Below are 26475 nucleotides of genomic sequence, written 5' to 3'. Positions count from 1 at the left end.
CGGAAATTAAGTAGCTATCGTTTGAAGGTCCTGGGGATCCGAGCGGGATTGATTTTGGTGGGCATGATCGTCCTAATTGGCTTAGTATCATGGGGGAAAGGCAGATATCAGGCATATGCGCTAGCGCAAACACCCACACTGACACCGACCGCCACCTCTACCGCTACCCACACCCCCTCACCCACCCAAACTTCTACCTTGACCCCCACGGCGACTTACACCCCCACCCCTACGCTGACGCCAACACCGATAAACGCCTATACGCAGCGGGAGGTGTTCGCCCGCAATGGATGTTACGAAAAATTTACCGCCGTAGGCCGCATCCCTGCTGGGGTGAGTGTACGCTTCCTGCCCACTGAGCGACGCTTTGATGAATTCAACCGGGAGTGCGTGCTGGTGGAATATCTAACTGCCCAGGGTGGTGCCATCGATGGCTGGGTGCTGACCATGGACGTCGGCATTGAGCTGCCCCCCACAGCAACGATTGTGCCGTAAACAGAAGCATACCCTGACTGAGTAATATCATAGCGCAGTGAGCCAGATAGCGGAGGCAAAATATTGCTGCATCCGCCTCTTGTGTGCGCAGTACAGAAGTTCCGATATTAAATAACTCAGGATTTTAGATGAACAACAAAATAGGGTCGTTTTTAATCCGGTAAAGCAGAGACTATATTGTTCATCGACCTAAATGTATCTGGTGCTGAAAGATCATCACCATGGAGATGATGACAAGTATTCCCAGCCCGCCCAATGCGATAACACGTGATTGAGGAAAAATGTCGGTATAAGTCTTGTCGGGAATACTCGAATCGAATTCAGTGACATTTGTTGCCGGTGTTTTGAGAATCTGGCTTAACATATCTAGATATTGAGATCCATATTTCTGAGACGGTTCTATGTGGCTATTTTCGCTGAACTCATTCCAGCTGATGATGCCGAGTGCATCCGGTGTTGAAGCCATCGCGGTATTGATCTCAATCCTGAAAGTGTTTCCATCCTTGCGATCGACGACACTCGTGCCCCCAATCATACGCGCATCGAACCCCGGAGCAGCAGGAGCAATCCACAATCCATTATTTTGGTGGACCGCCTGGCTGAGCTGATCGAGCTTGTTCTGATAACCTGAGTAGGTTGCAGGGTTGACCGATGACCAGTAATACGCCTCCCCGTCCACAAAGCTCACCAGACGGGAAAAACCAGCTAGATCTCGCTCGGAGGCCAGTATTAATAAGGAACTCCGCCGCGTTTTAGTCACCTGCTCAATATCCTGCGTACTGAACTTCCAGGTTCCAGACCAGATGACCATGGGTTTCGAGAATAATTGAAATGCTGGCATGCTGGCAAAATTCTGGATGAAATAATCCAAATCGTTGGCCACTTGATCCACCGGGAGAGGGTTCCGATTGAAATCCAAGCCCTGGTAGATCACCGCCAGCTTGAAGTTTTCCTGCTCAGCAACCTGTACTAGCAATTTCAACCGGCGGTTAAGCACATCTGTGCCCTTCCAACTGACGATAAATCCAGTGATCCCGGCTGCTTTCGCATCCTGTATATGCTGGCGCATCACGGTGATATCATCGCTGGTGTAACTCCCCAATAGGGGTAAATCCGATTTTGCCCGATCCCATGAGTTGGAGTCGTACCAGATGTAGTAATAAGCCAAGACAGGTATTGGAGTGTTACTGGATGGTGCTACAGCATTCGTGGAGGCTTGCGATACCTTGATATACGGCGTTTTGAGGGCCGAGGCGGTAGTGAGCAATAACGCCAAAACCAGCAGGCTTAATAATATGATATTAACCAATCGATTCTTTTTCATGAGCGTACATCCATCGATTTGCGAAAAGAAAAGCGCTTCTTCCTGACAATATTTCCTAAGAGCCATGGCCTTCCATAAAAAATCAATCCCAACGCGATTCCCATTCCAGTCAGGCCAGTTACTGCCGCATCCAGGGGAGTGATGATCCTCATATTGACAGACTGGTTCCGGGATAATGCCACCGGGGTGCTCGTGCCAAGACCTTTTATCCCTTTAAGTGAGACATGGTATATCCCACGGGCGAGGGTATGAATTGTCAGGTTCCCAGCATTGTCGAGCTCAAAATTTTCGCTTTGCCCGTTAGGGTAAGTCAGGCTGACCGTCTTTCCGATCGGAGATGCAAATAATCCATCCTTAACCGAAATATTAAGGGTAAACAGCAGGAGGGAAATGTTCCAGGTATCGTCCAACTTGGCGAAAAAACGTTGCTGAGATGAATTCACCACATTCGAGCCATCAATGACAACAGAGTTAACGGAGTAAAGTAAATCGGTTTCCTGAAGTCCATTCTGGCGCCGCGCAGTCCGGCTGGCAGGGAGCCACGGGGTATCACCTGGTTTAAGGGCGAATACATCCCCTTGGACGCTGCGGATGGATATTGAGCTTATGCGGGATAGGTCGACCGGATAGTTATCGAGATCCAAAAACTTAAAATTTACTTTATGATAGATATTTATACCCACCTGGATGACATTATCGCTGGGAACCTGAACATCCCGAAATGGCTGATAAGATTCGACCGACCAGCGACCAAATTCCACCCGCTGCGAAGGATTTTTGTACTTATCCAGCAAGACATCAAGGCGATAAACACCAGCCTGGTTGATAGCGACCGATGCGATCCCATCCGCACCGGAAACAAATGCCTGTCCATCCATCTGAAAGGTGATTCCTGGGATGGCTGGAACTGTCTGGATGCGTACAAATGCTGGAAGGATTTTAAATGTGATGATATTCGAAGCAGGATTTAAGAGATGGGCTCCCTTGAAAATCCCTGTCACCACATAAGATCCTGCTGGAAGGTCTTTCCGGAGCTCAATCTGAAAGCCACCCTGGTCATCCGTGTGAGTCTGACCCAGGATGATGCCGTTGGTTGTAAATGACACGGTCTTATTGGGTATTGGGGCACCTGTCGTTAAATCTTTCAATAGACCAGTAAGGATGATTGGTTCAGAAAGATTGAACTGGCTGTTACCCGCCAGGGAAATACCCACCTGGTGAGGGATTTTACTATCCATCAGGAATGTCGGTGTGTGCAAAAAACTGCTGGTGATTTTTGAAACACCGCTGGAGTAAACTGGAGAATAACTAGCTTGCGAAATTATGGGCCGATTCGTCACCTCAAATAGCTGGTTGCCATCGGAGAAACTCGTGGAAGCCGCGTTGGGTGTGACAGGCACAGCAATACCATAGATTACATTCAGGGGGCTCGTTTCCGTGGCATTCGTATGTTGCGATCGATAAATATCGGCAATATTCAGGCTGGCTGCGGATGCGCGGGGTATTTTTACATGCTGCAAGCCAAGCAGTAATCCAAGGATGACCAAGGAGATCGCTAACCAGCGTTTCACGCTTCACCCCTCTCATTGGGTTTATCCACATTATTGCGCTTTGAACGATGATTGGCAATGGCAATGATTGATAATGATAGGCATAATGCTCCCCCATAACCAAGATATATCACCGTGGAGGGGTCCTTTTTTACCGGAGGAGCAGCGATGCGTGTCAGGGGGAGGAAAATAGGCAGGCGTGGGGCCTGGTTAAAATCGAAGGCGGACAGAAAATTGTTGGCATTGGCGTCTCGTTGCGATAAGGGCGCGATGTTCCAATTTTGTTCGATGAATTTAAGCACGGAAGTAAAATCAAGCACAGTGTTGTCAATATAGCTTGCTTTGGCGTATGGGCTGACCAATATTCCAGGTACCCGTGGACCATAGCCAAACTCATCAACCTGGGGAGGTGTGACATGGTCGTACCAACCACCCCAATCATCATACAGTAGCAGGAACGCTGAACTATCCCAGGCGCTGGAACGTTCCAGCTCTTGCAAGATGGACTTGACAAACCGTTGACCGCTCATTAAGCTGCTGGGTGGGTGTTCACTCGCACCGGATGGGACGATATAGGAAACCGCAGGAAGTGTGCCATTATCCAGGTCGCTAAAATATTGGCTAAGGTCCACAATATGGCTGGAGAGGGTGGGATCATCAATAAAGCGGTCAAAGTTCAGCAGTGGGACCCAAATTACCTGAGACTCGCGATTCCCCTTGTTATACACATCGCGATAAGTTATGGTCGGGTCATAGTTTTGGACATAAAATTTCCAGGACACACCAGCTGCCTGTAGGCTATCAAATATCGTTGGCGTATTGGCAAGGACATCGGAGAGGTTCACCCCTTTCGGAACGACCGGGGAACTACCCATCACCCAATACATATGATTGGCAGAACTTCCATCTTTGGCTGAGCTGAAGAATTGGTCAAATAGCACATAGTTGTCTGCCAGGTTCCAATAGTAGGGGATATCACTGCCATTGTAGTATCCCATGGCAAGCTTTCCATCTTGATTGCGAGCGTTCAGCGCTGAGACGAATCCATCCATTTTGCCATTGTTGAATTGATCAGCAAAAGTAGACGAGCTATGACTGAGGTCGGTGATGGTTGAATTGCCAATATGCCAGGGTGAAACATAACCTGCAGAGGGATTGCTCGGATCGACTGGCATTTTTACATCAGTTGGTATACCATTCGCTCCGGGGTATGTCCCAAAGTAATTATCAAAGGTGTGATTCTCTTGCATCACTACGACCAGGTGTTGTATGGGTGTGGTTGGCAGGTGAGCAGAGGTATCCGCAGCAGCCTTTACTGGGAGCACCTGAATGATGACCAGAAATATGGCACTAAGCAAGGCAATTGATTTGTGCTTGATCATGGATACACCTCATAAATAATGATGACTGGTTTGACCACATAACGCCCGGTTTGATCTTTGACAGTGATGGTTTCGGTATGAACAGCATGCCCGTTGTACTTATATACATAACCCATTAGCTTATCTGCAAAAAACGAAGAACGACTGGCAGAGAAAGAATCCCATACCAAATATTGCAACTCGGAATTGCGAATTTGGGCGTCTGGATTAGCGATTGGGTCATATGACGGATTACGATGCAGTGGGTTCGGGCTAACAGCGAGTCCATTTGCAGGTCTCTCGCCATAGAATTCGATGATATTTGCCATGGAAGGACCAATCGTCATGAATTTTGCCTTCACCGGTACATGATCTTCAATCCATAAACCCGCTTCCCTGCCACCCGGCACTCCACCAGTACCCGCTAAAAATGACGTGGAGATTTCAGGCTGTATCCTCTCCCATGAAGAAAAGCCTAAAGAAAAGACCACTAAGCTGGTCATCATCCAGTACACCGCTGGTTGGTTGAAGAATGTTTTAATGGGAGAGAAGTAAGATTTTCCATTAGCTTTTAAAATCAACCTTCCTGCAGCACGCCCCGCAAGCAAGGCCAAAGCCGGAGCAATGGGGAGTAAGTATTGATATCCCTTTACCGGCCAGATTTCAAAGAATATGATCGGCACGATGAGCCAGGCCAGGAGGAGTTTCTCTCGCCACGAATGCTCGCGCCTGAGAAAGTACAATCCGGCGATGGCGGTGATAATGACCAGGATGCCCACCGCGGGTGGCACAACCGTGATATAAAAATCCCAGGGATGATTTGGTCGCCGGAACAACTGCCAGACAAGGTAATTTCGTCCTGTCGACGAATTCCCTGCCAGGACCATAGACAATGGGAATGGAGCGATCACCAAGACCATGACCGCAAATGAGATGATCAAATCTCTCAAGCGTGTATGAATTTCAGGTGCCAGCGCAAGGAACACGAAAATACCACCGATCAGCACGATACTTGTCTCCTTGGTCAGGACAGTTAATCCCATGCAGACCCCAACCGCATACAGCCAGGCAGGTCGCTGTGTCTTAGCGAAGCGAGCCAACATATATAGGGTCAGGGTAGCAAAGAAGGTCATCGGACCATCCAGGAGTACCTGGCGGGAAACAATCACATGATAAGGCATGAGGGCAATGAACAAGGCCGCCAGGGCACCCGGCAAGCGACCATACAATAACTTTCCAAGCTTGTAAGTGATCAGGACAGTCCCAAGCCCAATGGCGACCGCCAAAATTCTACCTAATACATCGCTAAAGTGGATACGGTAAACCAATGAGAGTAAAAATTGGAATAAGAGCGGATGGGCACGAAAGATTGGAAATATATCCATCAGACCGGGCACACGGGCGATAGCAGCAGCTTGACCAGCATATACTGCCTCATCGGTGTTAAATCCCATCGCATCAACCTGCCAGATACGGAAAAACAATCCCACACTCATGGCGATTGCTAGTATCAGGTGGCTGACAACTGCTTCATTTACCAACGTTCCAGTTTTTATCTGAGCTACTTCCGGCTCATACACTGTTTCGCTTATGTTTAACGAATTCGATATCCTCATGTCGCTCCTACTGGACAAATACTATATTGGGTTAGATCTCAAGCGTGATTTATAGCTTCTCATCCCCATCTTTCAGGTCAATTCACCTTCCAGGATGGGGATGAGAAAATCCATGCATTATTCTGTATTGAGAGACTAGCGACCCACCAGTCCGCCTACCGATTGCATCGGCTGTACAGCAAGCTGGTTACCATCACACACACAATCGCTTGCCACCTTTTCATCAATAAACGATGGGATTAAACACCACCAGTCCAGTTTCTTTGATTGAACCACAGTTGCAGCGAGGCCTGCAAAGGATTGGCGGATGATATTCTGCTCTATTTTCCGAAGATCAACTCCATTGCGGTGATATAAGAATTCTTTCAAATCATTGTAAGGAGGAAAACCATAAGCATCCTCGCAATTGCTTAGCAGGATCTCAAGGGCTTCCTTATTATTAATCGTTTTAGTCCCTTCACCATTACGCTCAATGATGAACATTCCCGCAAAATTGGCCTCTTTCTGGAGCTTCACCGCTGGAAGTAATTTTTCTACGAAATACTTCGGTGGGGGAACAACGATTTGCATCAGCATGTTGATTGTTGCAGCAGGTAGATTCGTTTTGCTGATAAAGGAAGCAGCTTTTCGACCACTTCGTGAATGGATGCGGCTCTGAAGTGGGAGGGACATTTTTTCCCTGAAGTTCAACGTTTCAGCATTGATTGCTCCCAGGGTATGGGCACTGATCGTCAGGGGTTTAGGATATGTGAGGGCAGATCCATCCGGAGAGACAATGATCATGTCATCAGACAAAAATGCTGCCCGATCGCTGTTGCGCCGTTGATGGCTCAATATTTTCAACAGTGTGGTCGTCTTACCAGTGTCTGTCCGGGCAGTAATCATAAATGCTTGTTCACCAAAAGCAATCGTCGCCCCGTGAACCAATGCAAAGCCTTTCTTTACAAAAGTCCAGCGTAGGATCGGTTCAACGACGTTGGTATACAGTACATGAGGTGAGTAGCGCAGCAGCGGAGATGCAACAACATTTACCTGGTCTCCCATCCATATACCAACCTCGAAACCCAGGTGCCCGAATATCTCACGGAAGCGCAGGTAATTACTGTGAGCAAGCTTTTCATGCCTGGGTGCAGGTGGAATCCCAATGCGGACATTGATGGTAGGGTTTTCAATGGTCTGGAAAACCCGGAAAGGTTCCATCTCAGGCAGCTCGCCTTCAGACACTACGCTGATAATATTATGAATATCGTAAGAATAGAGTGCCTTCAACTCGCCCAAAGTCTCCCGCCTCGTATTTCCCCAGATCATCGAGTCGGCCGTTAAAAATCTTAATACGGTCAGAAGGACCAGTGAAATCAGGTTCGAGACCAGGTAGTTGACACTGAAAATCGAAGTCAATAGATAGATGATCGGACCGCGTAATGCCAGAGCCGCGATGTTCATCACCGAGAACAATGCCAGGCGTTGTATACGACCCTTGGATTGGTCAGAAGCTCGATAAACGAGGGTCTCTGTCAGCCCAAAATTCCATAGTGTGGAGGCTACTGTGGCGATTGCTACCGATAGCAGGTAATAAATATTTAACCTGGAGGTTGCCAAATACAGCACAAGAGAATTGACCAAAATACCACTGGCGCCCACCAGGGCAAACCCAGCAAAGCGTAATGTAGATGTTCCAAATTTCAACGTCCACAATTGCTTGAAGTAATTGATAGCTTCTTTGGTCGAGGCCTTGCTTTCACCGGCAAGTCTCTCCCCAAAGCTGAAGGGTACCTCTGCTTTCTTGAGTTTTGGATTGCGAACCAAAATCTCAAGCAGGATCTTGAATCCGTTGGGGCGGAGATCGGTCATTTTTAGCGAATCCTTACGCACCATGAAAAAGCCGGAAAGAGGATCACTCACGCCCTGTAGCCGGCGTGGGAAAAATACCCGCGCCGTCAGGTCAAGGCCACGGCTGATTATGTTTCGTGTAAAATTTAATCCCCTTACCTGGCTTTGCTGATTACGACGAGTGGCCACCACCAGATCGACCTGTTTTTCTTTAAGTGCATAAAATAAGGACGGGATCATCTCGGGTGGATGTTGAAGATCCCCATCCATAACACAAGCATATTCTGATTGTGCATTTTTCATCCCTAGAACGACTGCACCACCCAAACCTCCAGTTCGTTGCTCCTCTTCCCTATGGATCATGCGTACCTTCAGATCAGGATACTGCTGCCTGGCAGCCTCCACAACCTGAGGTGTGTCATCGGACGAATCATCGACAAAGATGACCTCCACGCCATAACCATTAAGTGACTTGCTAAGCCTGCTTAATAACGTGTCTATGTTCCCTGCTTCATTGCGGGTTGGAATAATGATCGATAGATCTAATAATAAATTACTCTGTGAGCCACTCATCGTGTCAAGAATCGCTCCATTTAAATACTCTCTGGGTTCCATAATAATTCTCCTATTTCGCTAACGATATTAGTAGTAGATTGAATATATAAAACTAAACTAACCCAACAAGAAACGTGATTAAGTTATATATATATTTGCCGAGAGGCTTATCGGCTCGTTAAAAATCCCCTGACCAGCTAAACAAGTCGTTATCAGATATGTTCATCAAATCTGATATTCTGATAATTCGGGTGATTATAGTACGATTTGAATTAAATGCAAGCCCCAATTTACCAAGATTCGCGATTTATTAATCCAAGACTTATCTTCTAGGATGGAAAGATGGAATCTGGCTGGGATTATTACACTTTTTTGAAAATATATGACATTCATCACTTTAAGCGAGCCACCGACATCACTAAAATCCAGGTAACTTCTATTTACCGGTATCCAGCAGAAACTTGATCAATTGAGATTTACTCCACCCTGGCATGAACGAAATGTTTTTTATTTAAAGGCCAGGAATAACAGAAGCATATTTATTGGATAATCAGAAAGGAGTAATGCATTACAGGTAGCATCTTTTAATAACTGAATAGGCGACGGGTTCTCAGCAAACCGAATCCTGATCTGGAAAAAGGAAACAAGGATTCAACGTTCCCACTCCGGTGGATACCATGGACCACCAATCGGTAGGGGGGAATAGGGGCACCAGAATACGGTGGCAATTCCAGATGGACTAATTCCATTACCGCTAAATAATCCGCTCTCGTTGTCGCGGAATCCCCAGGAATTATTCCAGCACCCCGAAAAAGGAGAATAAATCACATGAAAAATGTGCACACCCGCCAAAAAGTGTCAAGGATTTTTATCAGCCTAATTATTGTGTCGGTATTGGCTGGCACAGGAGTGACTGCTTTCACTCGCGCAAACCCAGCCCGGGCCAATAGCACACTGACATTTACCACTGTCGCCGATTCCTACGTAAATCAATCTGATCCATCCAAAAATTTTGGGACGAATCCATCCATCCGGGTGGACGGATCTCCAGTGGTCCGTTCCTTCCTGAGTTTTAATATTAGTGGGATCAGTGGCACTATCAGCAAGGTCACCCTGCAGATATTTGCCAACAGCTCTTCTTCCAGTGGATTTGATGTCAATAAGATCTCAAATACCACCTGGCAGGAGAAATCGATCACATATAATAACGCGCCTGCACTGGGTGATAAGGTTGGCACCTCTAAGAAGTTTTCATCCAATAATTGGGTCTCCACAGATGTCACTCCGTTATTGAATGCAGATGGTGCGATCAGCATAGCCCTTACAGGGATTGACTCAACTGCTATCAACCTGGCAGCTCGCGAAGACAACTCCCATGCTGCTCAATTGCTGGTAGAGGTTGCTTCCTCCGCCACATCAACAGCCACCCGAACATCACCACCTGGAGCCACTTCTACATCACCCGCAACCCCAGCTCCAACGGCAGCCAGGACGAATGTCCCAACAGCCACATCCATCAATCCCCCCAATCCGACCTCAACCCAACCAAACCCGGCGCCCACCCAATCAGGTGATATCCAGCCAGGTTTCCCCATCCGGGCGGTATTTTATTATCCATGGTTCCCTGAAGCATGGAACCAGCAAGGCTATAATCCATTCACAAACTACACTCCAAGCCTTGGCTTCTATGATTCCAGCTCGGTTTCAACTATCCAGAAACACATCAGCAACATGACTTACGGGAATATCTCCGCTGCTATCTTATCGTGGTGGGGGCAGGGTTCCAGAACTGACCAGCGCGTGGGAACCATCCTGGGGGCGACACCAGGCTCATCAAACCCGAATTTCCGCTGGTCGATATATTACGAGAACGAATCTTTGAGAAATCCGACCTTGGCTGAGATTCAGAATGATTTGCAGTATATCCAGAGTCATTATGGATCGAATCCCAGCTTTCTAAGGGTGAATGGAAAATTCGTCGTATTTGTTTATGCCGATGCAACGGATGGTTGCGGTATGGCTGACCGATGGGTCCAGGCAAATAACGAGCTCGGACATCCTGCTTACATCGTTCTAAAGGTGTTCTCGGGCTACCGATACTGCGCCAACCAGCCAGATAGCTGGCACCAATACAGCCCAGCGGTGGCAACTGACGAACAAAAGGGATACAGCTACGCCATCAGCCCAGGTTTCTGGAAGAAGGGTGAAGCAGCCCGCCTGGCACGTGATCTGACCAAATGGACGGCGAATGTTCGATCTATGGTCGCATCTGGCGATCCGTGGCAGCTGGTAACTACATTTAACGAATGGGGTGAAGGAACTTCTGTAGAATCTGCGTCGGAATGGGTCTCTGCTTCAGGCAATGGCCAATACCTGGATGTGCTGCATGATAATGGAAACACTGTTCCTCCACCTCCAATACCTACAGTACAACCTACCAACACACCCATTTTTTCACCAACGCCATCCCGTACAGGCACACCATCGAGCCCAACTTCTACGCCTATCAGAACATCCACACCGCCTGGACCAAGCCCTACACCTACCCAAACTGCCACACTACCAGGACCTGGCCCCACACCTACACGAACTTCAACACCCCCTCCGGGAAACGATCCGATCTTGTTTTTCGTGAGCGATCTTGTCTCTGGAGGCTCACTTAGTCGTGCGCAGGCCGTGGTCAACCTGATCAATAATCTGATGAGTCAACACCCGAACACCCAAATGTTGGTGGCATCCGGCGGGGATAATGAACAAGAAAGCTCACCCACAGTTTCCAACTATCAAAATTACTTTGGTACCACGTTTGGAACATTTGTCACACAGGGTATCTACATGCAGGTACGCGGCAACCACGATATCCAATCTGCTGGTTCATATACAGACTATGATGGAACTGTACACAATACCGGAGCAGCATATTGGAATTATTTCGGGGCGAATGCCCGTATGCACAACATCGAAGGGAAGAAGCTTACCGATTACAGTTATGACCTGGGTACCTGGCACATCATTGGACTTGATCAGCTGAATGGAAGTGTCAACCAGCCCACCCTGGATTTCCTGACCTCAGACCTGGCTGCGCATTCCAGCACTACCTGCCAGCTGGTTTACTGGCACGTTCCCACCTACTCGTCCGGAGCTTCGCACGGCGATTCGCCAAACTTGAAACCGCTCAACCAGGCCGAATACATTGCAGGTGTGGATATCCAGCTTAATGGTCATGACCATGACTACCAGCGCTTCTACCCGATCAATCCGAGTGGCACACGCGATGACGCTCGAGGAATCACAACATTTGTTGCTGGGATCGGTGCAGAGGATAATCGCACAGGTTCACAAACCTCGATCGCTCAAGCAGCCTCAGCTGTGTATATGGATACCTTCCCGCCTGGAACCAGCCACGCGATTGGAGTGATCATGTTCACCTTGCATGCCAATTCAGCAGATTATAAGTTGTATGATGCCAACAACGGTTCTGTTATCGATCAAGGGACTGTCGTATGCCATTGAGAAAGCATGGTGACCTTTGAGGTGACCTCGACAGTGACCTAGTGATATCCTAGCAAAGAAATCCGCGTGCATCTTGATATGGAAATCAAGATGCACGTGTTTATATATTTAATTACTTTCAATTTTTTGTGTCAAATTGATCTATCTGGAAAAAACCATGGAAAGATTCATTTCAGCTCAATAATTAATTGAGCGGCATTAACACCTGATTCTTTAGATGCGAAGCTGACGGCAGTTGAGCCGGGTGTTGTGATCCCAAAACTATAGGTACCATCGCCGGTAATGTATGACGTGACATCGATCGTGATCCAACTACCCGAAGCAAATGCTCCTGCGGTCCCAATCGCTGCACCCAGGGCAGGCGCGGTATTATAGGTGACTGTATTTTCAGCCCAGGTATTATCTGATACAGCCAAAGCGCTGATGCCGGCAGTGGAGCTGGTATTGGCATACACGTTAAGATAAGCGTGCTGAACCGAAAGCCCTCCGGTGCCCTGGACGGTAAAGCGTAGATACGCATGTACATCTGGTGAGCCATCCAAGCGCCAGGTGGTCGCAGTACCATAATTGGTAGTTGGGTAGCTTGAATTGACATAGGTATCAGATCCCACGTTAATGGTCAGGCTGGTGGGCATGGCAGGCGTAGTCACATTAACTGGAGACGATTGTGCGGAATGGTTGCCAGCCGCATCATATGCATCAATCGTGTAGCTATAGGTAGTTGACGCGGCAACAGTAGTGTCAGGGAAGCTCAAGCTGGAATCCGAAACCGTTGCCAGGGGAGTGCTGTCACGGTAGATCGTATAACCAGCTACACCTATATTATCACTGGAAGCTTGCCAGTCCAGGTCAACTTGCGTAGCACTGGCGGCGTTGGCTGTCAATCCGGTCGGAACACTGGGGGGAGTCGTATCAGGGACCGCGAGATTAACAATCAGCTGGGCTGGGTTAACCCCCGATTCTTTGGCTGAAAAGCTAAGCGTGGACGACCCAGGTGTGGTGATACCAAAGCTATAAATACCTTCACCAGTGACGTAAGATGAAACATCAATTGTGACCCAGGAGCCCGAGGAAAAGGTACTCGATGAACCGATAACCGCACCCAAAGCCGGTGCAGTATTATACGTCACCGAATTTTCAACCCAGCTGCTATCGGCAACCGACAATGCACTGATTCCCAGGCTTGAGCTGGAATTGGAATAAACCTGGAGGAAGGCACTCTGTATCGCATAACCTGCCAGACCCTGGACAGAAAATCGCAGGTACGCATGCAGGTCCGGCGAGCCATCCACCCGCCATACTGTTGCAGAACCATAATTCATCGTTGGTGAACCCGAGTTGACGTACGTGTCTGCTCCAACGGAAAAAGTCAGGCTGGACGGCATGCTTGGCGTGGTGACACTGACGGGAGAGGATTGTGCAGAGCGGTTACCGGCCACATCGAAAGCATCAATAGAATAGCTATACGAAGATGATGGCATCGCAGTGAAATCGCTATAGCTCAGGGAAGAGCCGGTTACTGTTGTCAGCACAGCGTTATCACGGTAGATTGTATAACCTGCTACCCCTACGTTGTCAGTCGCAGCCTGCCATGAAAGGTTGACCTGTGTAGCGCTAGCCACGGTTGCGCTTAATCCTGAGGGTACACTGGGAGCTTGAGTATCTTCTCCTGCCTTGTTACATGGGATCACACCAGAGTCAAGGATCGTGCCACTGGTGTTGATATACTCAAAATTCGCTCCTGATGAATTTAGTGCCAATTCGAGGACACCAAAGCCCTGGGGATTGGTGTCATCCCAAAATGCAACCCTGGAATCCGAACCGGTGATGGTCTGGAGGCCATGCCCTCCCATCCCAGCCACGAACTCTGTGACACCCGCGGTGCTGGGATTCCCGTTCCCATCCAATGCCACCCAGCGTTGGTAATCATGGTCATGCCCATTGAGCACGATGGAGACGCCATTCTGTGCCAATAATGTCCAAATATCCGAGACGGCTGTGGTGGAACCTTCTGGACCAATATTATATAGAGGATGGTGGTAGTAAACGATCGTACACAGGTTGCTGTTGGCTGCCAGATCTTGAGACAGCCATGCGTATTGTACTGAGGTCTTGTCCACTCCGATATGCGAAGAATTCGAGTTGAGACTGATGAAATGCCATCCACCAGCGTCGAAACTATAATAATTGGGGACGTTGTTCCAGTAATCGAAATAACCTGCAGCTGAGCTGCCAACATATTCGTGGTTACCAATCGTTGGATTGGTGATGGAGAAAAAGCGCGAATAACTGGTGCTTCCAGTTCCATACCAATTGTAGTACTCTGCCGGAGTGCCATCCTCGTAAACATCCCCAAGGTAAAGGAATAGATTGGGATTAATTGAAGCGATGAGATTGGTTACATTCGTATTCGCAGTCGCCCCGTCAGCGCCATCGCCAACCGCAGCCACGATAAATGGTGAGCCGTTGGGTGGCGTGGTGCCTGTGGATGGGGTAAATGTCCCCAGATTAACTGGGGGCTGAGAATTTCCATTGCTGAAGGTGAGCGTGATCGAGGCTGGATTTGCTGTTGAATAACCATCGCGCATGAATGCTACAGCAGTAATCGTGTACGAACCATCCTGCCACTTCATGGTCGGCAGGCTGAATGAGTAGGGACTTAGAAAATCTGTCAGCAATTTACCACTATTTAGCGAGAATGCAACACGAGCTATCCCCGGATTCGTGCCAGTCACACTGATAGAGATAGACACTCCGACTGCCCCAGTGACTACGCTCCCCGAACTTGGCGCGGTGAAACAGATGGTGACAGTGTAGGCTCCACTGGAAGGTGTGCTTGTTGCGCATGATCCACCAGGATTTGATGTTGGAGTTGGCGTTGGAGTTGGAGTTGGAGTAGGAGTAGGTGTGGCTATGGTAGTGGGCTTTGGGGTTGGTTTTCCTTTGGAATAAACTGGGGTGGCAGAAAATAATAATACTATAACTAAGAATATCGTTACTATTGGAAGTATGCGCTTGGTGAACATATGTATTTCCCTCATCTTTGATCATTAGCCCCACGGATATTAATGAATTCCTGGCCAACTTCATCGAATAACCACGAGAATAATTTAAAGGTCTTTTATCAATATTTTTATAAATCATATGCGGCTTTTTTATGTATGCATCATTCGTTCATGAAGCATAAACTTTCCCCGCACTGCACCGTGTTCTCGGGAGATTATCAAAACCACGAATATTCTCAGGTAGTTTAGTAATTTACCTTTGAACACTATTATAAAATTATAACTATTTGTATCTTATATGTCAATATTCAATGCGCATATTTAATAAGCATCTATCGTAAATTGCTTGCTCTCTATTTATCAATAAATCCGGCACGAAAATAATAATTGCCAATTAAGACGACGAGCTGAGATTAAGTAATCACTAATCCTTTTTGGTTTTAACTTTCAGCGGATTTAGCATATAATTCGAGCGTTTGTTGCATTGGGGGAGAAAAAAAAGGTAGAAAATGTTTACACACAATTTAAATCGAAAATTATATCAACAGTTAACATCAGGGATTATTATTTTGTTACTCTGCAGCTGTGCGACTGTCACCAGCAATATACCATCCGCTTCAGTAAAAGTCGCTCTCGTAAATCCAAGCACACCGGCACCAATCACACAATCAATAAACAATGCTACACCATCCTCGCCGTCACAAGCGACAGCAACAAAAACCCCGATGCCTTCGGCTCAGGCAGGCAGTTCAGCAACGAAAGCGGTAAATTCAACACAAGCTGCGGGTAATGGAAAGATCAAGACAGTATTTCTTATTGTTATGGAAAACCATAATTGGTCGGATATTCTGAATAATCAGTCTGCACCGTACATCAATGGTACACTCCTGCCACAAGCTTCCTATGCTCAGCAATACTTTAATCCAAATGGAAACCATCCAAGCGAGCCAAATTACTTATGGCTTGAAGCAGGAACATCCTTTGGCATCACAAAGGACGGCACACCTGCCAAAGACTCGCAGAAAACCACGGATCACCTTGTGACCTATCTTGATAAGGCAGGTGTCAGCTGGAAATCCTATCAGGAAGGAATTACCGGATCAACATGCCCATTGAAGGGTAGTGGTTTGTACGCCCCCAAGCATAACCCCATGGTCTTCTTTACTGATGTGACCGGAAATAATGACCCGAACTCAAAATACTGCATTGCCCATGTTAGGCCATTTTCAGAATTACAGACTGACATGACGAATAATACAGTCGCGCAATACAACTTCATTACCCCCAATCTGTGTGATGACATGCATAATTCGGATGGTTGCCAGACACGAGATTCAGTAAAAAATGGTGATGCGTGGCTTTCCGTGCAGGTACCGCTGATCATGAGCTCAAAAGCCTACAATGACGGAGGGGTGATCTTTATCACCTGGGATGAATCAGAAAACGGGAAGCACCCCATTGGCATGATCGTGCTGTCGCCCTTTGCCAAGGGTGGCGGCTACACGAATTCCATCCACTATACGCATAGCTCGACACTGCGGTCAGTTGAAGAAATTTTCGGAGTCACCCCCCTACTCGGAGATGCTGCTAATGCCACTGATCTACGTGATTTGTTTAAGGTCTTTCCGTGAAACTATGCCTTGCTGAGGTGCAAATGGTTGTTTTGGAATTGCATCTCCGCTGTGTCAGGTTGCGTGTAGATTTACATATAACCAGATAAAATTTATAACCCATGCTCGAAATTAAACCATGGTTTACTTATTCGTGAACTAGTTGGAAGTTGCCAAAACCCAAACAATATTTAATAAATAAACCTTGATCAATTGCCGTTGAGATGTTACAACCCCTGGTCAGTTAGGGCTGTAGGAACCTCTTCCACAACAGGTAACCTGCGCGTCTGGATACGGCTGGCTGCCAGGTATCCCAGGGCAGCAATCACTACACCGATCAAGAATACATATTGGAAACCGAAAATATTCCAGATGACCCCACCTAGCAATGCGATCCCTAGCGAGAAGACATGATCAATGGTCAGCCCAGCGGTCAAGGCTGGCTGGATATCATCTTCCTTTATAGCGATTTTCTTCATATACATTGAGCGTGCCATGTTGACTGACATCAACATCTGATCGAGCAGATAAAAACCGCAGATGAACAGAAAAGCTGTACCTTGTGGGAACAAGAACCAGGAGAATCCATACCCCAGGCAAACCACAACAAGCACTACCGCTTCGATTTGCAAGATAAGCCGTTCTCCAAAGCGGTCAATGGCCCTACCCAGCACAGGCTGAAACAGGATTCCGATCACACCTCCGATGGTCAGCAGTGTGGCAATTGTCTGGGTGGGTTGCTTAAAGACATTGACAATCACCCACGGGCCAAAGGTGAGAAATATCTGTTTTCTTGAGCCCGAGATGATGTTTAAGTAATAATACAGGCGGTACTCCTTGTGGAGCTTGAGAAAGGTCTTAGGCTTTTTGGGGGTGTCTGGTTTCATCGAGAACATGAGCAATGCCGCCAGGCCCAATCCCACGGCAGTCAGGAGAAATGAGTGCTCGAAGCGGAAACCCAGGAAACGAAATCCCATCAAAACTACGAAACTGCCCAAGACGGTAGCAAAATTACGCAAGGCATTCAGCTGCCCAAGGCGCCGCCCGGTTTGGCCTTCATGGGCTAATTCCATCCCGATGGAAGCGGTTAGTGGCATGAACAAGTGCTGTCCCATGCTATAGATAAACAAGCACAGCATCATAGCAGCATATGTCGATGAAGTGAAACCAATCAACACTGCCCCGACCACCCCCAGCACAAGGGCAAACGCCCCCAACCTGCGGCTACATAGGAACCATAACATCGCACTGACAAAGACGACTAAAAATCCCGGCAGCTCACGAGGTAGTTCCAGGAGCGCACGCTGGAAACCAGTCAGTGCGAAACTATCGTTGATGAAATTGTTGAATGTGGAATCGTATATGCTATAGGCAATCCCCATCAGGATGGAAATTGCTGCGAATAGCTTGAGCTCGCGGGACATACCCGTGATGCGTGTCTTCAAGGTCATCTGATTACCAAAATAATCGGTTAGTTTCGAAAATAGGTTGCCATGCGATTATAAAGGGAAGTCGCTTGTCACACAATGCATCAATATACAATAATCACCATCGTGGATATAACTCGGGAAGTCAGCACTCAGATCGACCTGTGCTACCTTAATGGGGCAAAATAATCGGAGGCAGACAGGCACTTTGTGCAATGTGCTGATGCCCAGAAGAGCTCATTTTATAGGGATGAATGACAAGGAGGTTCATCGGTACAGATATTCGACATGAAGAGGAAAATTAGTTTAGAGGGATAGAGATAGAAGTTGCAGAGTAATTGCGGGAATATGACCGTAAGCCCAGGTGATTAGCAGACATTATGAGAAAATTACCTCGGTTTGTGGGGATCTGGCGGGATTCGCACCCATGGCTTCCTCAGCGCGATGCACAAGAATGCATGTGAAACACCGATAATGGTTGGTTATTGTGTGGATGATCGCCCTAAATATCCATACTATTTCAGTAAAATTGTTCTTAAAGGGGTACCCAAGTAAAAAACATGTGTGGTGACCCACATCCTGATCACCGTATGTAATCATTATCGAGGTGTTATCTCATGTTCCTATTCATTAATTCGTTACAGATGTATTCCTGATCGACTGGTAATCGATCTATTCGGACACCCACAGCGTTGAAAATCGCATTGGTAATCGCTGGTGCAGTGGGTATACCTGCAATCTCGCCCACTCCTTTTGCACCATAAGGTCCCTCTTGGGTGGGGTGTTCAACGACAAAGCTAATAATTCTTGGGCTTTGCAGCATTGTAGGAATGCGATAACGTGCAAGTCTGTCAGTATAGACCTGGCCATTCTCGACGATGAAATTCTCCGTCAATGCACCCCCGAGCCCCATGACGATGCCCCCTTCTGCCTGCCCCTGCAGCCCTAATGGGTTGAGACACTTGCCCACATCATTCGCGGTGATCACCTGGAGTACTTCCACCTCACCTGTGCGTACATCCACGGCTACTTCCGCGGCCTGTGCGGCAAAGGAGTATGCGATGTGCGTGTCCCCACCTTCACCCAAAGTCATTGTCGGTGGAGCCTGGTATTCATGTCTTATGCAGGTACCTCGCCCCTCAAGCTTCATCATTTCTGCGATGTCTGCCAAGGAGTAACTCTGGCTTCCAGCCCAAACCATTCCTTTAGTGAAGCGGATCTTTTCCGGGGCAATATCGATCTTCTCAGCAAGCACACTCACGATGGATTGCTTGAGCAGCTTCGCGGCAAAGCGTACAGCATTTCCACTCACGTAGGTCTGGCGGGAAGCGGTGGTAGCACCGCCGTCTGGAGTCAGGTCGGTATCCATCAAGTGCACCTGGACTTGCGAGGCAGGCAAACCCATCTCTTGAGCGGTGATGATCTGCAGCACGGTGGATAACCCCTGGCCCAGCTCAGCAGAAGAGGTGCGCGCTTCCACTAATCCATCAGAGCACAGCTCCACTTCTGCAGTAGCAGCGTCTACTGCCCCACCACCAAAACCCGTATTTTTATAAGCTACAGCGAAACCCCATGCTTTCCGCATGTCTCCTTCGAGTCTGGAAGCAAATGGCTGATCCCCGGCGAGTATCTTCATCTGACTTTCAACTCGCTCAATGCACTCCAGTAGTCCAACACTCTCACGCAATACCTGACCAGTGCTGGTAGTGCCTCCCAGGCGCAGCGCGTTCTTCTTACGCAGAGCAATTGGATCCAGATCCAATTCTTTCGCCAGCATATCCATCATGCTCTCAATGGCGAAAGTTGATTGGGTCACTCCAAACCCTCGGAATGCACCAGCGGGTGGGTTGTTGGTATACATGGCATAGCAGTCAGAGCCAATGTGCGGGATCTCGTACGGTCCGGTTGAATGTGTGGTAGCACGTTCCATCACCTTCTCGCCCAGCGAGGCATATGCACCCGTATCACCAAATAGTTCGGTCTCTATTGCAGTCAAATAGCCGTCACTTTTTACCCCCGCTTTCACGCGTATCTGGGTAGCATGACGCTTTGGGTGAACCAGCATACTCTCATGCCGGTCAAATAACAGCTTGACGGGGTGACCGGTGGCTTGAGCTAAAAGCGCGGCATGGATTTGCCCGGCAATATCTTCTTTACCGCCAAAACCTCCTCCAACAAATTGACCGATGACACGCACCCTTTCCTCTGGCCAGCCTAAAGCCCTGGCAACCTGCTCCCGGTCAGAATATGGAATCTGTGAGCCGACGTAAATCTCCATCTGGCCTTCAGGGTTCAGACGGGCGAGGCTGCATTCTGGCTCCAGGAACAGGTGCTCAGCAGCTGGCAACCTGAAAACATGCTCACAGACTTTGTCAGCCTCGTCAAATCCTTTACGCACATCCCCCTTATGCACCTGGATATGTTTAAGCAGATTCCCACAAGCATGTAAACGGGGTGACGAAGGTTGGAGTGCGTCCTGCGCACCAGCCACAACTGGTTGAGGCTCGAGATCGATCTTGATCAGCTCGAGCGCCTGGGTGGCGATCTCGTATGATTCTGCCGCAATGATCGCCAGGGCATCGCCTACATACCTGACGCGCTCACCCTTCCCTACCAGGATAGGCCAATCATGACTCACCAATCCATGATGCCTGGCAGCCGGCAGGTCTTCAGCGGTCAGCACTTTGTGCACGCCTGGCAATGCTCGAGCCTGGTGTACCTCCAGACCGCGCAAGATGGCATGCGGGATCCCCGCCCGCTTGACCCGCGCAATAAGCATATTGTCGAATGATAGGTCGTCGGTATAGATCGCTTCACCGGTCACCTTTTGGGTAGCATCAGGCCGGGTAATGACGCTACCCACCTGACGATTTTCCCCGGCAAATAAATCCGGTGGTAGAGAAATAACACGGCTACCGATCCTAACTGCTTCAGCCGCTGCCATCACTGCCCGTTCAATAGCCGGGTATCCCCCACACCGGCATAAAGTACCACTCATTGCCGAACGTATCTCTTCGAGTGTCGGATGCGGATTGCGCAGAAGCAGTGCATAGGCAGTCATAATCTGACCAGGAGTGCAAAAACCACATTGCACAGCACCGAAGCTGACAAACGCTTGCTGCAAAGGGTGCAACAAGGGTTCACGGCTTTTATCCGCCTCAAGCATTGCCAAACCTTCGATGGTCAGGATCTCTTTCCCTTCGGACCGTGCTGCAGGGTAAGCGCAGGATAATACCGGCTCGCCATTGACCAGGACAGTACATGCTCCACACTCGGCTTCATTACAACCAATTTTGGTGCCGGTTAAATTAAGGCGCTCGCGTAGCAGCTCTGCCAGGGTCTCCCCGGGGATACGCGGCAGTGAATAAGGCTTGTTATTCACAACCAGAGAGAGGGTTTTTAACTGCGAAACAGTCATGTGTTATTCACCTGCCCTCTCCCAGGCTTCTACAAAAGCTTCTTTCAAGAGCACACCAGCCAGATGCCTGCGATACTCGGCTGTTGCCCGGTGAGGACTGCTGCGAAAATGGGTTTCCTGGAGCAATACCTCAACCACCCTATCCAGTAACCCTGGCTTATACACCTGGTCAGAAAGGGCGCGTTCAACATACCGCATGCGCCGCGGGACAGGACCCGATGGACCGACAGCGACCCGCACAGCATGTATGCGCTCACCATCCCGGTCAAGCCAGATCGCCAGGTTAAGCATTGCCAAAGCAATTCCCTGCGGATTTACCCGCCTGGCAAATGCCGAAGATTGCATCTTTTCTCGTATAGGCAGGTGAAATCCAACCAGCAAATCATCGCATGGATCCAGAGTCGATTCACCCGGCCCTTTGAACATGCTGCTCAAGGGGACTAAGCGTCGGCCAGTCCTGCCCGCAATGTTCGCCTGGGCATCCAGGACCAGCATTGCAATCGTCCCATCGGCAGCCGGCAGGGCATGAGCCACGTTTCCCCCGATCGTCGCCACATTGCACACTTGCGGATTTGCCATTAATGACGTTGCATCGCTTAATGCCTGGGCGTGAGCTTTAACCAGCTCAGAATTTGCCAGCCGTGCCAGTGTCACTGCAGCACCGATAAACAGGGTTCTATTCCTGATCTCCAGCGCACACAACTCATCGATCTCGGTAACGTCGACCAACCTGCCAATGGGAGAGCAATCTCCCTGCTGCAACTCCAACAGCAGGTCCGAGCCGCCGCTGATGATGCGCGCATTTCCCCGTCTCTCACCCAGGAGTGCCAACGCTTCCTCGACCGTATTCACAAGCATGTACTCATCGCAAGGAATCTTCATCATTCGGCTCAATTAGCGGTTATCTTTTGTCAGGATGCTCACAAAAACGCACCTATATCAGGTTTGATACAGATAGTGATCCTGGTAACGGCAGGTGGCTCGCATGGTACAGAAATCACAAGTACGACCTGATGAATCCAGGTTGGTACCCAACCCCATCACCATGGTTAGTGATTTACGCGGGATCATGACAAAGCTCGGGGTGAGGCTGACAATCGATCCATCTTCACCCAACAGCTCGAAGATCTGTGGCTGCCCTTCAGCTACCGACCAGTTCACCATCCCCGGGCTGAATGGGATGGAAGCCTGAAGTCCTTCTTCGAGGGCTTTCTTTTCAAAATATCGGCAGGCTGCGTTCGCCAGTGCTTCCACCGCACCAGATCCAGCCCCGTCCAGCGCTAAAGCGTACACCATGTCGGCTTCCCAGATTTTAGATACACACTCTTCCAGCTCATCACCAATGGTAGCCAACAGGATGATTACTTTCGTGGCGGGTGCCAGCTGTCTGGCGAGTAGGCTACTCTCCAATCTCTTGCTTTCTCCCAGCAGCAACCGTTCGTGCTGAACGCCAGCGACTGTATATTCTCGGTAGACTACCCTTGGAGCCAGCAGAGAAAGGCTTTCCTGCCGTGCTCTCTCGGCAATTTCCACCAAAGCAGGTCTACGGGCGCGTAAAACCGCAGGGTCTGCCCCCTGACCACGCAGCACAGCATCCACGTCGTAAGCCAGGTCAAGATTTAGGTGGAGCTCCATCGGCTACCAAGCCCAATGCCTGCCGCTTGCGAAAGTCTTTAATGAACCGCCCGGCGAATGGATCTCGCCCCAGAAGCAGGTCGGAAGCGCGGATGATGGGGGTTAATTTCTCGGGGTTGGTGATAACACAACTGGCGCCCATCCCCGCGCCCAATGCCAGGAAAGCCTGATTGACCGTGTGCCGGTCGGGAAGGCCAAAAGACACATTACTGGCACCCAGGTTGATGTTGACGCCAAAATCTCTGCGAATTACCTCGATAGTCTTAAGCGTTACCTTGCCTGCATTCTGGTCAGCACCCACGGTCAGTACCAGCGGGTCAATTAGCACGTCCTCTACCGGGATGCCCAGCCTGGCAGCCCGTTCCAGGATCTTGCCAGCGATCCTTCTCCGCACGTCGGGGTCGGTTGGGATGCCATCTTCGTCCATTGTCAAGCCAATTACTGCTGCACCGTATTCCTTGATGATCGGCAGCAAGGTATTCAGGTTGGCTTCCTCGCCATTTACTGAATTGACCAGAGGCTTCCCTGGCACCACCTTGAGGGCAGCCGCCAGCGCTTCTCGATTAGAAGAATCGAGGCACAAGGGAACATCAAACTGCTCAGCAACCGCCACAGCTACCCGGGGCAGCACATCAATCTCATCCACACCCGGCGCACCAACATTGATATCCAGCACGTCTGCACCTGTATCGAGCTGGGTTTTTGCCAGCTCATAAATATAATCCATTTCCCCTGAGAGCAATGCAGCAGTCAGTTTCTTGCGGCGAGTGGGATTAATGCTTTCACCAATGATGGTCACTGGTCCATCGGTGGATATTTTGACCTGCCTGGTCTTGCTTTTTAAGAGTGTTTGCATATTGTTCACCATTTATTGCGTTTTCTTGAAGATGTTAACTGCCAAAGTCAATTAACCGCGCATCTACAGGGGCGTTGCATATCTGACTAGTCGTAAGGTCCCTGGATAAAGTTCAATCCGAACCTGGTCAGGGTCTCCTTGGCCCGCCGGTAGCAGTCCTGCCATGCCTGGTTGGGAGTGATGGTCTGGGTATTATACAACTCATGGAAGGGTTGTCCGAGTTTTGGATTCTTGAAGGTGTCCTTGTAGAGCGGTAATAGCTGGAGGGCAATCTCATTGGCTTTTTCGCGCGTGATCCCGCTACGAGTGGCTGCGATGGCCACTTCACCCTGCCAGCCTGCTTCTAGCCCGGTATGGTGATCGACAATGTTGCCACCTGTGCTTCCCACACCATGCTGTTGGAAGCCGCACACCGAGCCGATGATCGCATGCCCAGCCACTTCGTAGAGGTTTTCAACCGTCCCTGCCCCATTGACACAGAAGGGATCATTGGTCCAAACAATATGTGAATTTCTTGCCATCGCTTGCCCGGTCATGGAAAGCACATACATGCCCCACGGGTCAGAATTGTTGGTCCACTTGATATGGGTTATGCTCAGGTAGTGATAGGTGGCGAAATAGCACACCACCCCAAGCAGTGTCTCTGCGACAGAGACCACAGCCACTCCGGCGGGTCCTCCACCAATTCCTCCCGTCAGAGGAGTCATAAGGTTGATGATGTGTGAACCATAATTGAGCAGGTGCGGGACGCGGATCAGCTGGTCATCGTTCGTCTTAAGCTCGCACATCTGCGCTACCAGGCGGCCATCGCAGGGCCGGAGCAGGTTGACTGGCTCGGAGGCTGCCATTTTCCCAATGGCAGTCATACCCGTGGCTGCATCACCAATATGCATTCCAGGCTTTCCGACCCGGCGGATTGCTTCACGTGCTGTGGCGGCATCCCGCTGTACAGCCTTGACTTCCAACAGGGTATTCGCCATGATGTCCACACCGTTATAGGTCAATGTCGCCCCAGATTCAATGGCGTGCACAAAGGGTTCCTGAGCGTAGCTGATCATCAACTCAAGGTAGTGCTCTTCACTGCACGGCTGCCCAGCAGGGCCGGTCAGGTTGAGAGGCGGATTTGTATCTTCTATGTTGCGATGGCGGGCAATGACCATATCGCGCCCCTCACCAAGATATAAGGTGTCGGGTGCTTTGCGGAGAGCTTCCAGAATCTCTTCGCGGCTGAACTTGATCACCCTCTGGGTGTCCAGGTGATAAGCACCAATATCTATGAATAATTGCAACCCTGCCTGGAACACGCGGTCTGCCATTCCATCGTCAGATGGGCAAACAATGTTCGGATCGAAGGTTATGGAATATTCCTTGACCAATTCCTGCGTTCGCCGCGCCAATAATAGATCGAATTCCACTTCTTTCATATACTGCCCGCTACGCGAGCGTTGATATATTTCTACCAGACGGTCGTTGTAGAACATGCTAGGCTCCTCTCTTGTTTTGCATCAAGGTTTTCACCAAATCAACAGCACCGCTACCCGTCTCCGAGAAGCCATCGGCGCCGATCTCGTCAGAATAGTCTTGGGTAATCGATCCACCTCCGACAATGTACCGGTATTTATTCTTGAGTCCCCGATCCCTCAGCAGATCTGCCACCTCTCGACAGCCACCCCGCGTGATGCTCATCAGGGCTGATGTGGCAATTACGTCAGCATGACTGGTCTCTGCTTCATCGATAAAGCGCGCTGCAGGGACATCTTTACCAAGGTCAATGACCTTGTAGCCGTGAGCCTTGAGCAGACTGATGACAATGTTCTTGCCGATGTCATGGATATCGCCTTTCGCAGTCCCGATCACTACAGTACCTTCTGATTGAACCTGGTTACCGCTTTGCATGATTGCGTTCTCAATCATCGCCGTACAGGCATTGCCAGCCTCACCTGAAGCCATTAGCTCGGGTAGGAAGATTTCCAGTTCTTCAAAGCGTCTCCCCACTTCCGTCAGAGTAGGAACAATCGCTTCCTGGACCAGCATCAGGGGTTGTATTCCCTGATCCAGTGCTTGTTGTGTTGCTTTGACTGCTGCTTCTTTATCTCCCTGTATCAGGGCATTCGTCAAATTGCCTGCGATCTCTTTTGGAAGAGAAGAGTCCATCATTTTGTTACATACTCCTTTCACGTTTGACATTCTTCTAGTTTTAATGTATGATATTGTTAGATGGCAGCCATCAGACATTTTACTCTAGTTAATCCGATTTTTCAAGTGTCCTATGAATAAAAC

General features: G+C 49.1%; 15 protein-coding genes and 1 pseudogene. 3 read left to right on the top strand and 13 right to left on the bottom strand.

Annotation, left to right across the window (positions count from 1 at the left end; all coding sequences use genetic code 11):
* The first annotated feature begins 129 nt into the window (after positions 1 to 129).
* Positions 130 to 249 (top strand): annotated as a pseudogene (locus tag C3F13_04865) (chitin deacetylase).
* A 427-nt stretch (positions 250 to 676) separates the two neighbouring features.
* Here C3F13_04865 and C3F13_04860 read toward each other — a convergent pair.
* The 5 genes from C3F13_04860 to C3F13_04840 form a co-directional block, all read right to left on the bottom strand.
* The gene (locus tag C3F13_04860) at positions 677 to 1885 is read right to left on the bottom strand and encodes a hypothetical protein (protein PWB55054.1); all 1209 of its coding nucleotides are present in this window, start codon (positions 1883 to 1885) and stop codon (positions 677 to 679) included.
* Positions 1816 to 3390 carry a hypothetical protein gene (locus tag C3F13_04855; protein PWB55053.1) on the bottom strand — a complete coding sequence of 525 codons (1575 nt, stop codon included), beginning with the start codon at positions 3388 to 3390 and terminating at the stop codon, positions 1816 to 1818. Before C3F13_04855 ends, C3F13_04860 begins: the two co-directional genes overlap by 70 nt.
* Positions 3387 to 4751, bottom strand: coding sequence for a hypothetical protein (locus tag C3F13_04850; GenBank protein ID PWB55052.1), 1365 nt, complete (start codon positions 4749 to 4751; stop codon positions 3387 to 3389). Before C3F13_04850 ends, C3F13_04855 begins: the two co-directional genes overlap by 4 nt.
* Entirely contained in the window at positions 4748 to 6346 is a 1599-nt protein-coding gene (locus C3F13_04845; protein ID PWB55051.1) for a hypothetical protein, read from the bottom strand. Before C3F13_04845 ends, C3F13_04850 begins: the two co-directional genes overlap by 4 nt.
* Positions 6347 to 6481: 135 nt before the next feature.
* Positions 6482 to 8791 (bottom strand): hypothetical protein, encoded by a 2310-nt coding sequence (locus C3F13_04840; protein ID PWB55050.1) that lies wholly within the window; start codon positions 8789 to 8791, stop codon positions 6482 to 6484.
* Positions 8792 to 9559: 768 nt separating this feature from the next.
* On the opposite strand from C3F13_04840, the gene C3F13_04835 reads away from it, so the two are divergent.
* Positions 9560 to 12244 carry a hypothetical protein gene (locus tag C3F13_04835; GenBank protein ID PWB55049.1) on the top strand — a complete coding sequence of 895 codons (2685 nt, stop codon included), beginning with the start codon at positions 9560 to 9562 and terminating at the stop codon, positions 12242 to 12244.
* A gap of 167 nt (positions 12245 to 12411) precedes the next feature.
* Here C3F13_04835 and C3F13_04830 read toward each other — a convergent pair whose 3' ends face one another.
* Positions 12412 to 14922: a hypothetical protein gene (locus tag C3F13_04830; protein ID PWB55048.1), complete on the bottom strand. Its 2511-nt coding sequence runs from the start codon at positions 14920 to 14922 to the stop codon at positions 12412 to 12414.
* 1052 nt (positions 14923 to 15974) lie between these two features.
* On the opposite strand from C3F13_04830, the gene C3F13_04825 reads away from it, so the two are divergent.
* Positions 15975 to 16880 carry a phosphoesterase gene (locus C3F13_04825; GenBank protein ID PWB55047.1) on the top strand — a complete coding sequence of 302 codons (906 nt, stop codon included), beginning with the start codon at positions 15975 to 15977 and terminating at the stop codon, positions 16878 to 16880.
* Between the two features lie 206 nt (positions 16881 to 17086).
* Here the strand turns inward: C3F13_04825 and C3F13_04820 are convergent, their stop codons facing one another.
* The 7 genes from C3F13_04820 to C3F13_04790 form a co-directional block, all read right to left on the bottom strand.
* Positions 17087 to 18310, bottom strand: coding sequence for an MFS transporter (locus C3F13_04820; protein ID PWB55046.1), 1224 nt, complete (start codon positions 18308 to 18310; stop codon positions 17087 to 17089).
* 586 nt (positions 18311 to 18896) lie between these two features.
* Positions 18897 to 21704 (bottom strand): aldehyde oxidoreductase, encoded by a 2808-nt coding sequence (locus tag C3F13_04815; GenBank protein PWB55045.1) that lies wholly within the window; start codon positions 21702 to 21704, stop codon positions 18897 to 18899.
* A 3-nt stretch (positions 21705 to 21707) separates the two neighbouring features.
* Positions 21708 to 22589 (bottom strand): hypothetical protein, encoded by an 882-nt coding sequence (locus C3F13_04810; GenBank protein ID PWB55044.1) that lies wholly within the window; start codon positions 22587 to 22589, stop codon positions 21708 to 21710.
* 54 nt (positions 22590 to 22643) lie between these two features.
* Entirely contained in the window at positions 22644 to 23339 is a 696-nt protein-coding gene (locus C3F13_04805) for a hypothetical protein (GenBank protein ID PWB55043.1), read from the bottom strand.
* Positions 23317 to 24207 (bottom strand): pterin-binding protein, encoded by an 891-nt coding sequence (locus C3F13_04800; protein ID PWB55042.1) that lies wholly within the window; start codon positions 24205 to 24207, stop codon positions 23317 to 23319. Before C3F13_04800 ends, C3F13_04805 begins: the two co-directional genes overlap by 23 nt.
* A gap of 74 nt (positions 24208 to 24281) precedes the next feature.
* Positions 24282 to 25676, bottom strand: a complete 1395-nt coding sequence (locus C3F13_04795) for a hypothetical protein (GenBank protein PWB55041.1) — start codon at positions 25674 to 25676, stop codon at positions 24282 to 24284.
* A 1-nt stretch (position 25677) separates the two neighbouring features.
* Positions 25678 to 26430, bottom strand: coding sequence for a hypothetical protein (locus C3F13_04790; GenBank protein ID PWB55040.1), 753 nt, complete (start codon positions 26428 to 26430; stop codon positions 25678 to 25680).
* Positions 26431 to 26475: the final 45 nt, after the last annotated feature.

The sequence above is a fragment of the Anaerolineales bacterium genome, from assembly GCA_003105035.1.
Classification (GTDB): Bacteria; Chloroflexota; Anaerolineae; order Anaerolineales; family UBA4823; genus FEB-25.
This window is presented reverse-complemented; position numbering and strand designations above follow the sequence as displayed.

Bases quoted from the DNA above. Each gene is read 5' to 3' on its own strand.
- C3F13_04860 (PWB55054.1), bottom strand. From the start codon at position 1,885: ATGGCTCTTAGGAAATATTGTCAGGAAGAAGCGCTTTTCTTTTCGCAA.
- C3F13_04850 (PWB55052.1), bottom strand. From the start codon at position 4,751: ATGATCAAGCACAAATCAATTGCCTTGCTTAGTGCCATATTTCTGGTC.
- C3F13_04845 (PWB55051.1), bottom strand. From the start codon at position 6,346: ATGAGGATATCGAATTCGTTAAACATAAGCGAAACAGTGTATGAGCCG.
- C3F13_04840 (PWB55050.1), bottom strand. From the start codon at position 8,791: ATGGAACCCAGAGAGTATTTAAATGGAGCGATTCTTGACACGATGAGT.
- C3F13_04835 (PWB55049.1), top strand. From the start codon at position 9,560: ATGAAAAATGTGCACACCCGCCAAAAAGTGTCAAGGATTTTTATCAGC.
- C3F13_04825 (PWB55047.1), top strand. From the start codon at position 15,975: ATGCCTTCGGCTCAGGCAGGCAGTTCAGCAACGAAAGCGGTAAATTCA.
- C3F13_04820 (PWB55046.1), bottom strand. From the start codon at position 18,310: ATGACCTTGAAGACACGCATCACGGGTATGTCCCGCGAGCTCAAGCTA.
- C3F13_04815 (PWB55045.1), bottom strand. From the start codon at position 21,704: ATGACTGTTTCGCAGTTAAAAACCCTCTCTCTGGTTGTGAATAACAAG.
- C3F13_04810 (PWB55044.1), bottom strand. From the start codon at position 22,589: ATGATGAAGATTCCTTGCGATGAGTACATGCTTGTGAATACGGTCGAG.
- C3F13_04805 (PWB55043.1), bottom strand. From the start codon at position 23,339: ATGGAGCTCCACCTAAATCTTGACCTGGCTTACGACGTGGATGCTGTG.
- C3F13_04800 (PWB55042.1), bottom strand. From the start codon at position 24,207: ATGGTGAACAATATGCAAACACTCTTAAAAAGCAAGACCAGGCAGGTC.
- C3F13_04795 (PWB55041.1), bottom strand. From the start codon at position 25,676: ATGTTCTACAACGACCGTCTGGTAGAAATATATCAACGCTCGCGTAGC.
- C3F13_04790 (PWB55040.1), bottom strand. From the start codon at position 26,430: ATGTCTGATGGCTGCCATCTAACAATATCATACATTAAAACTAGAAGA.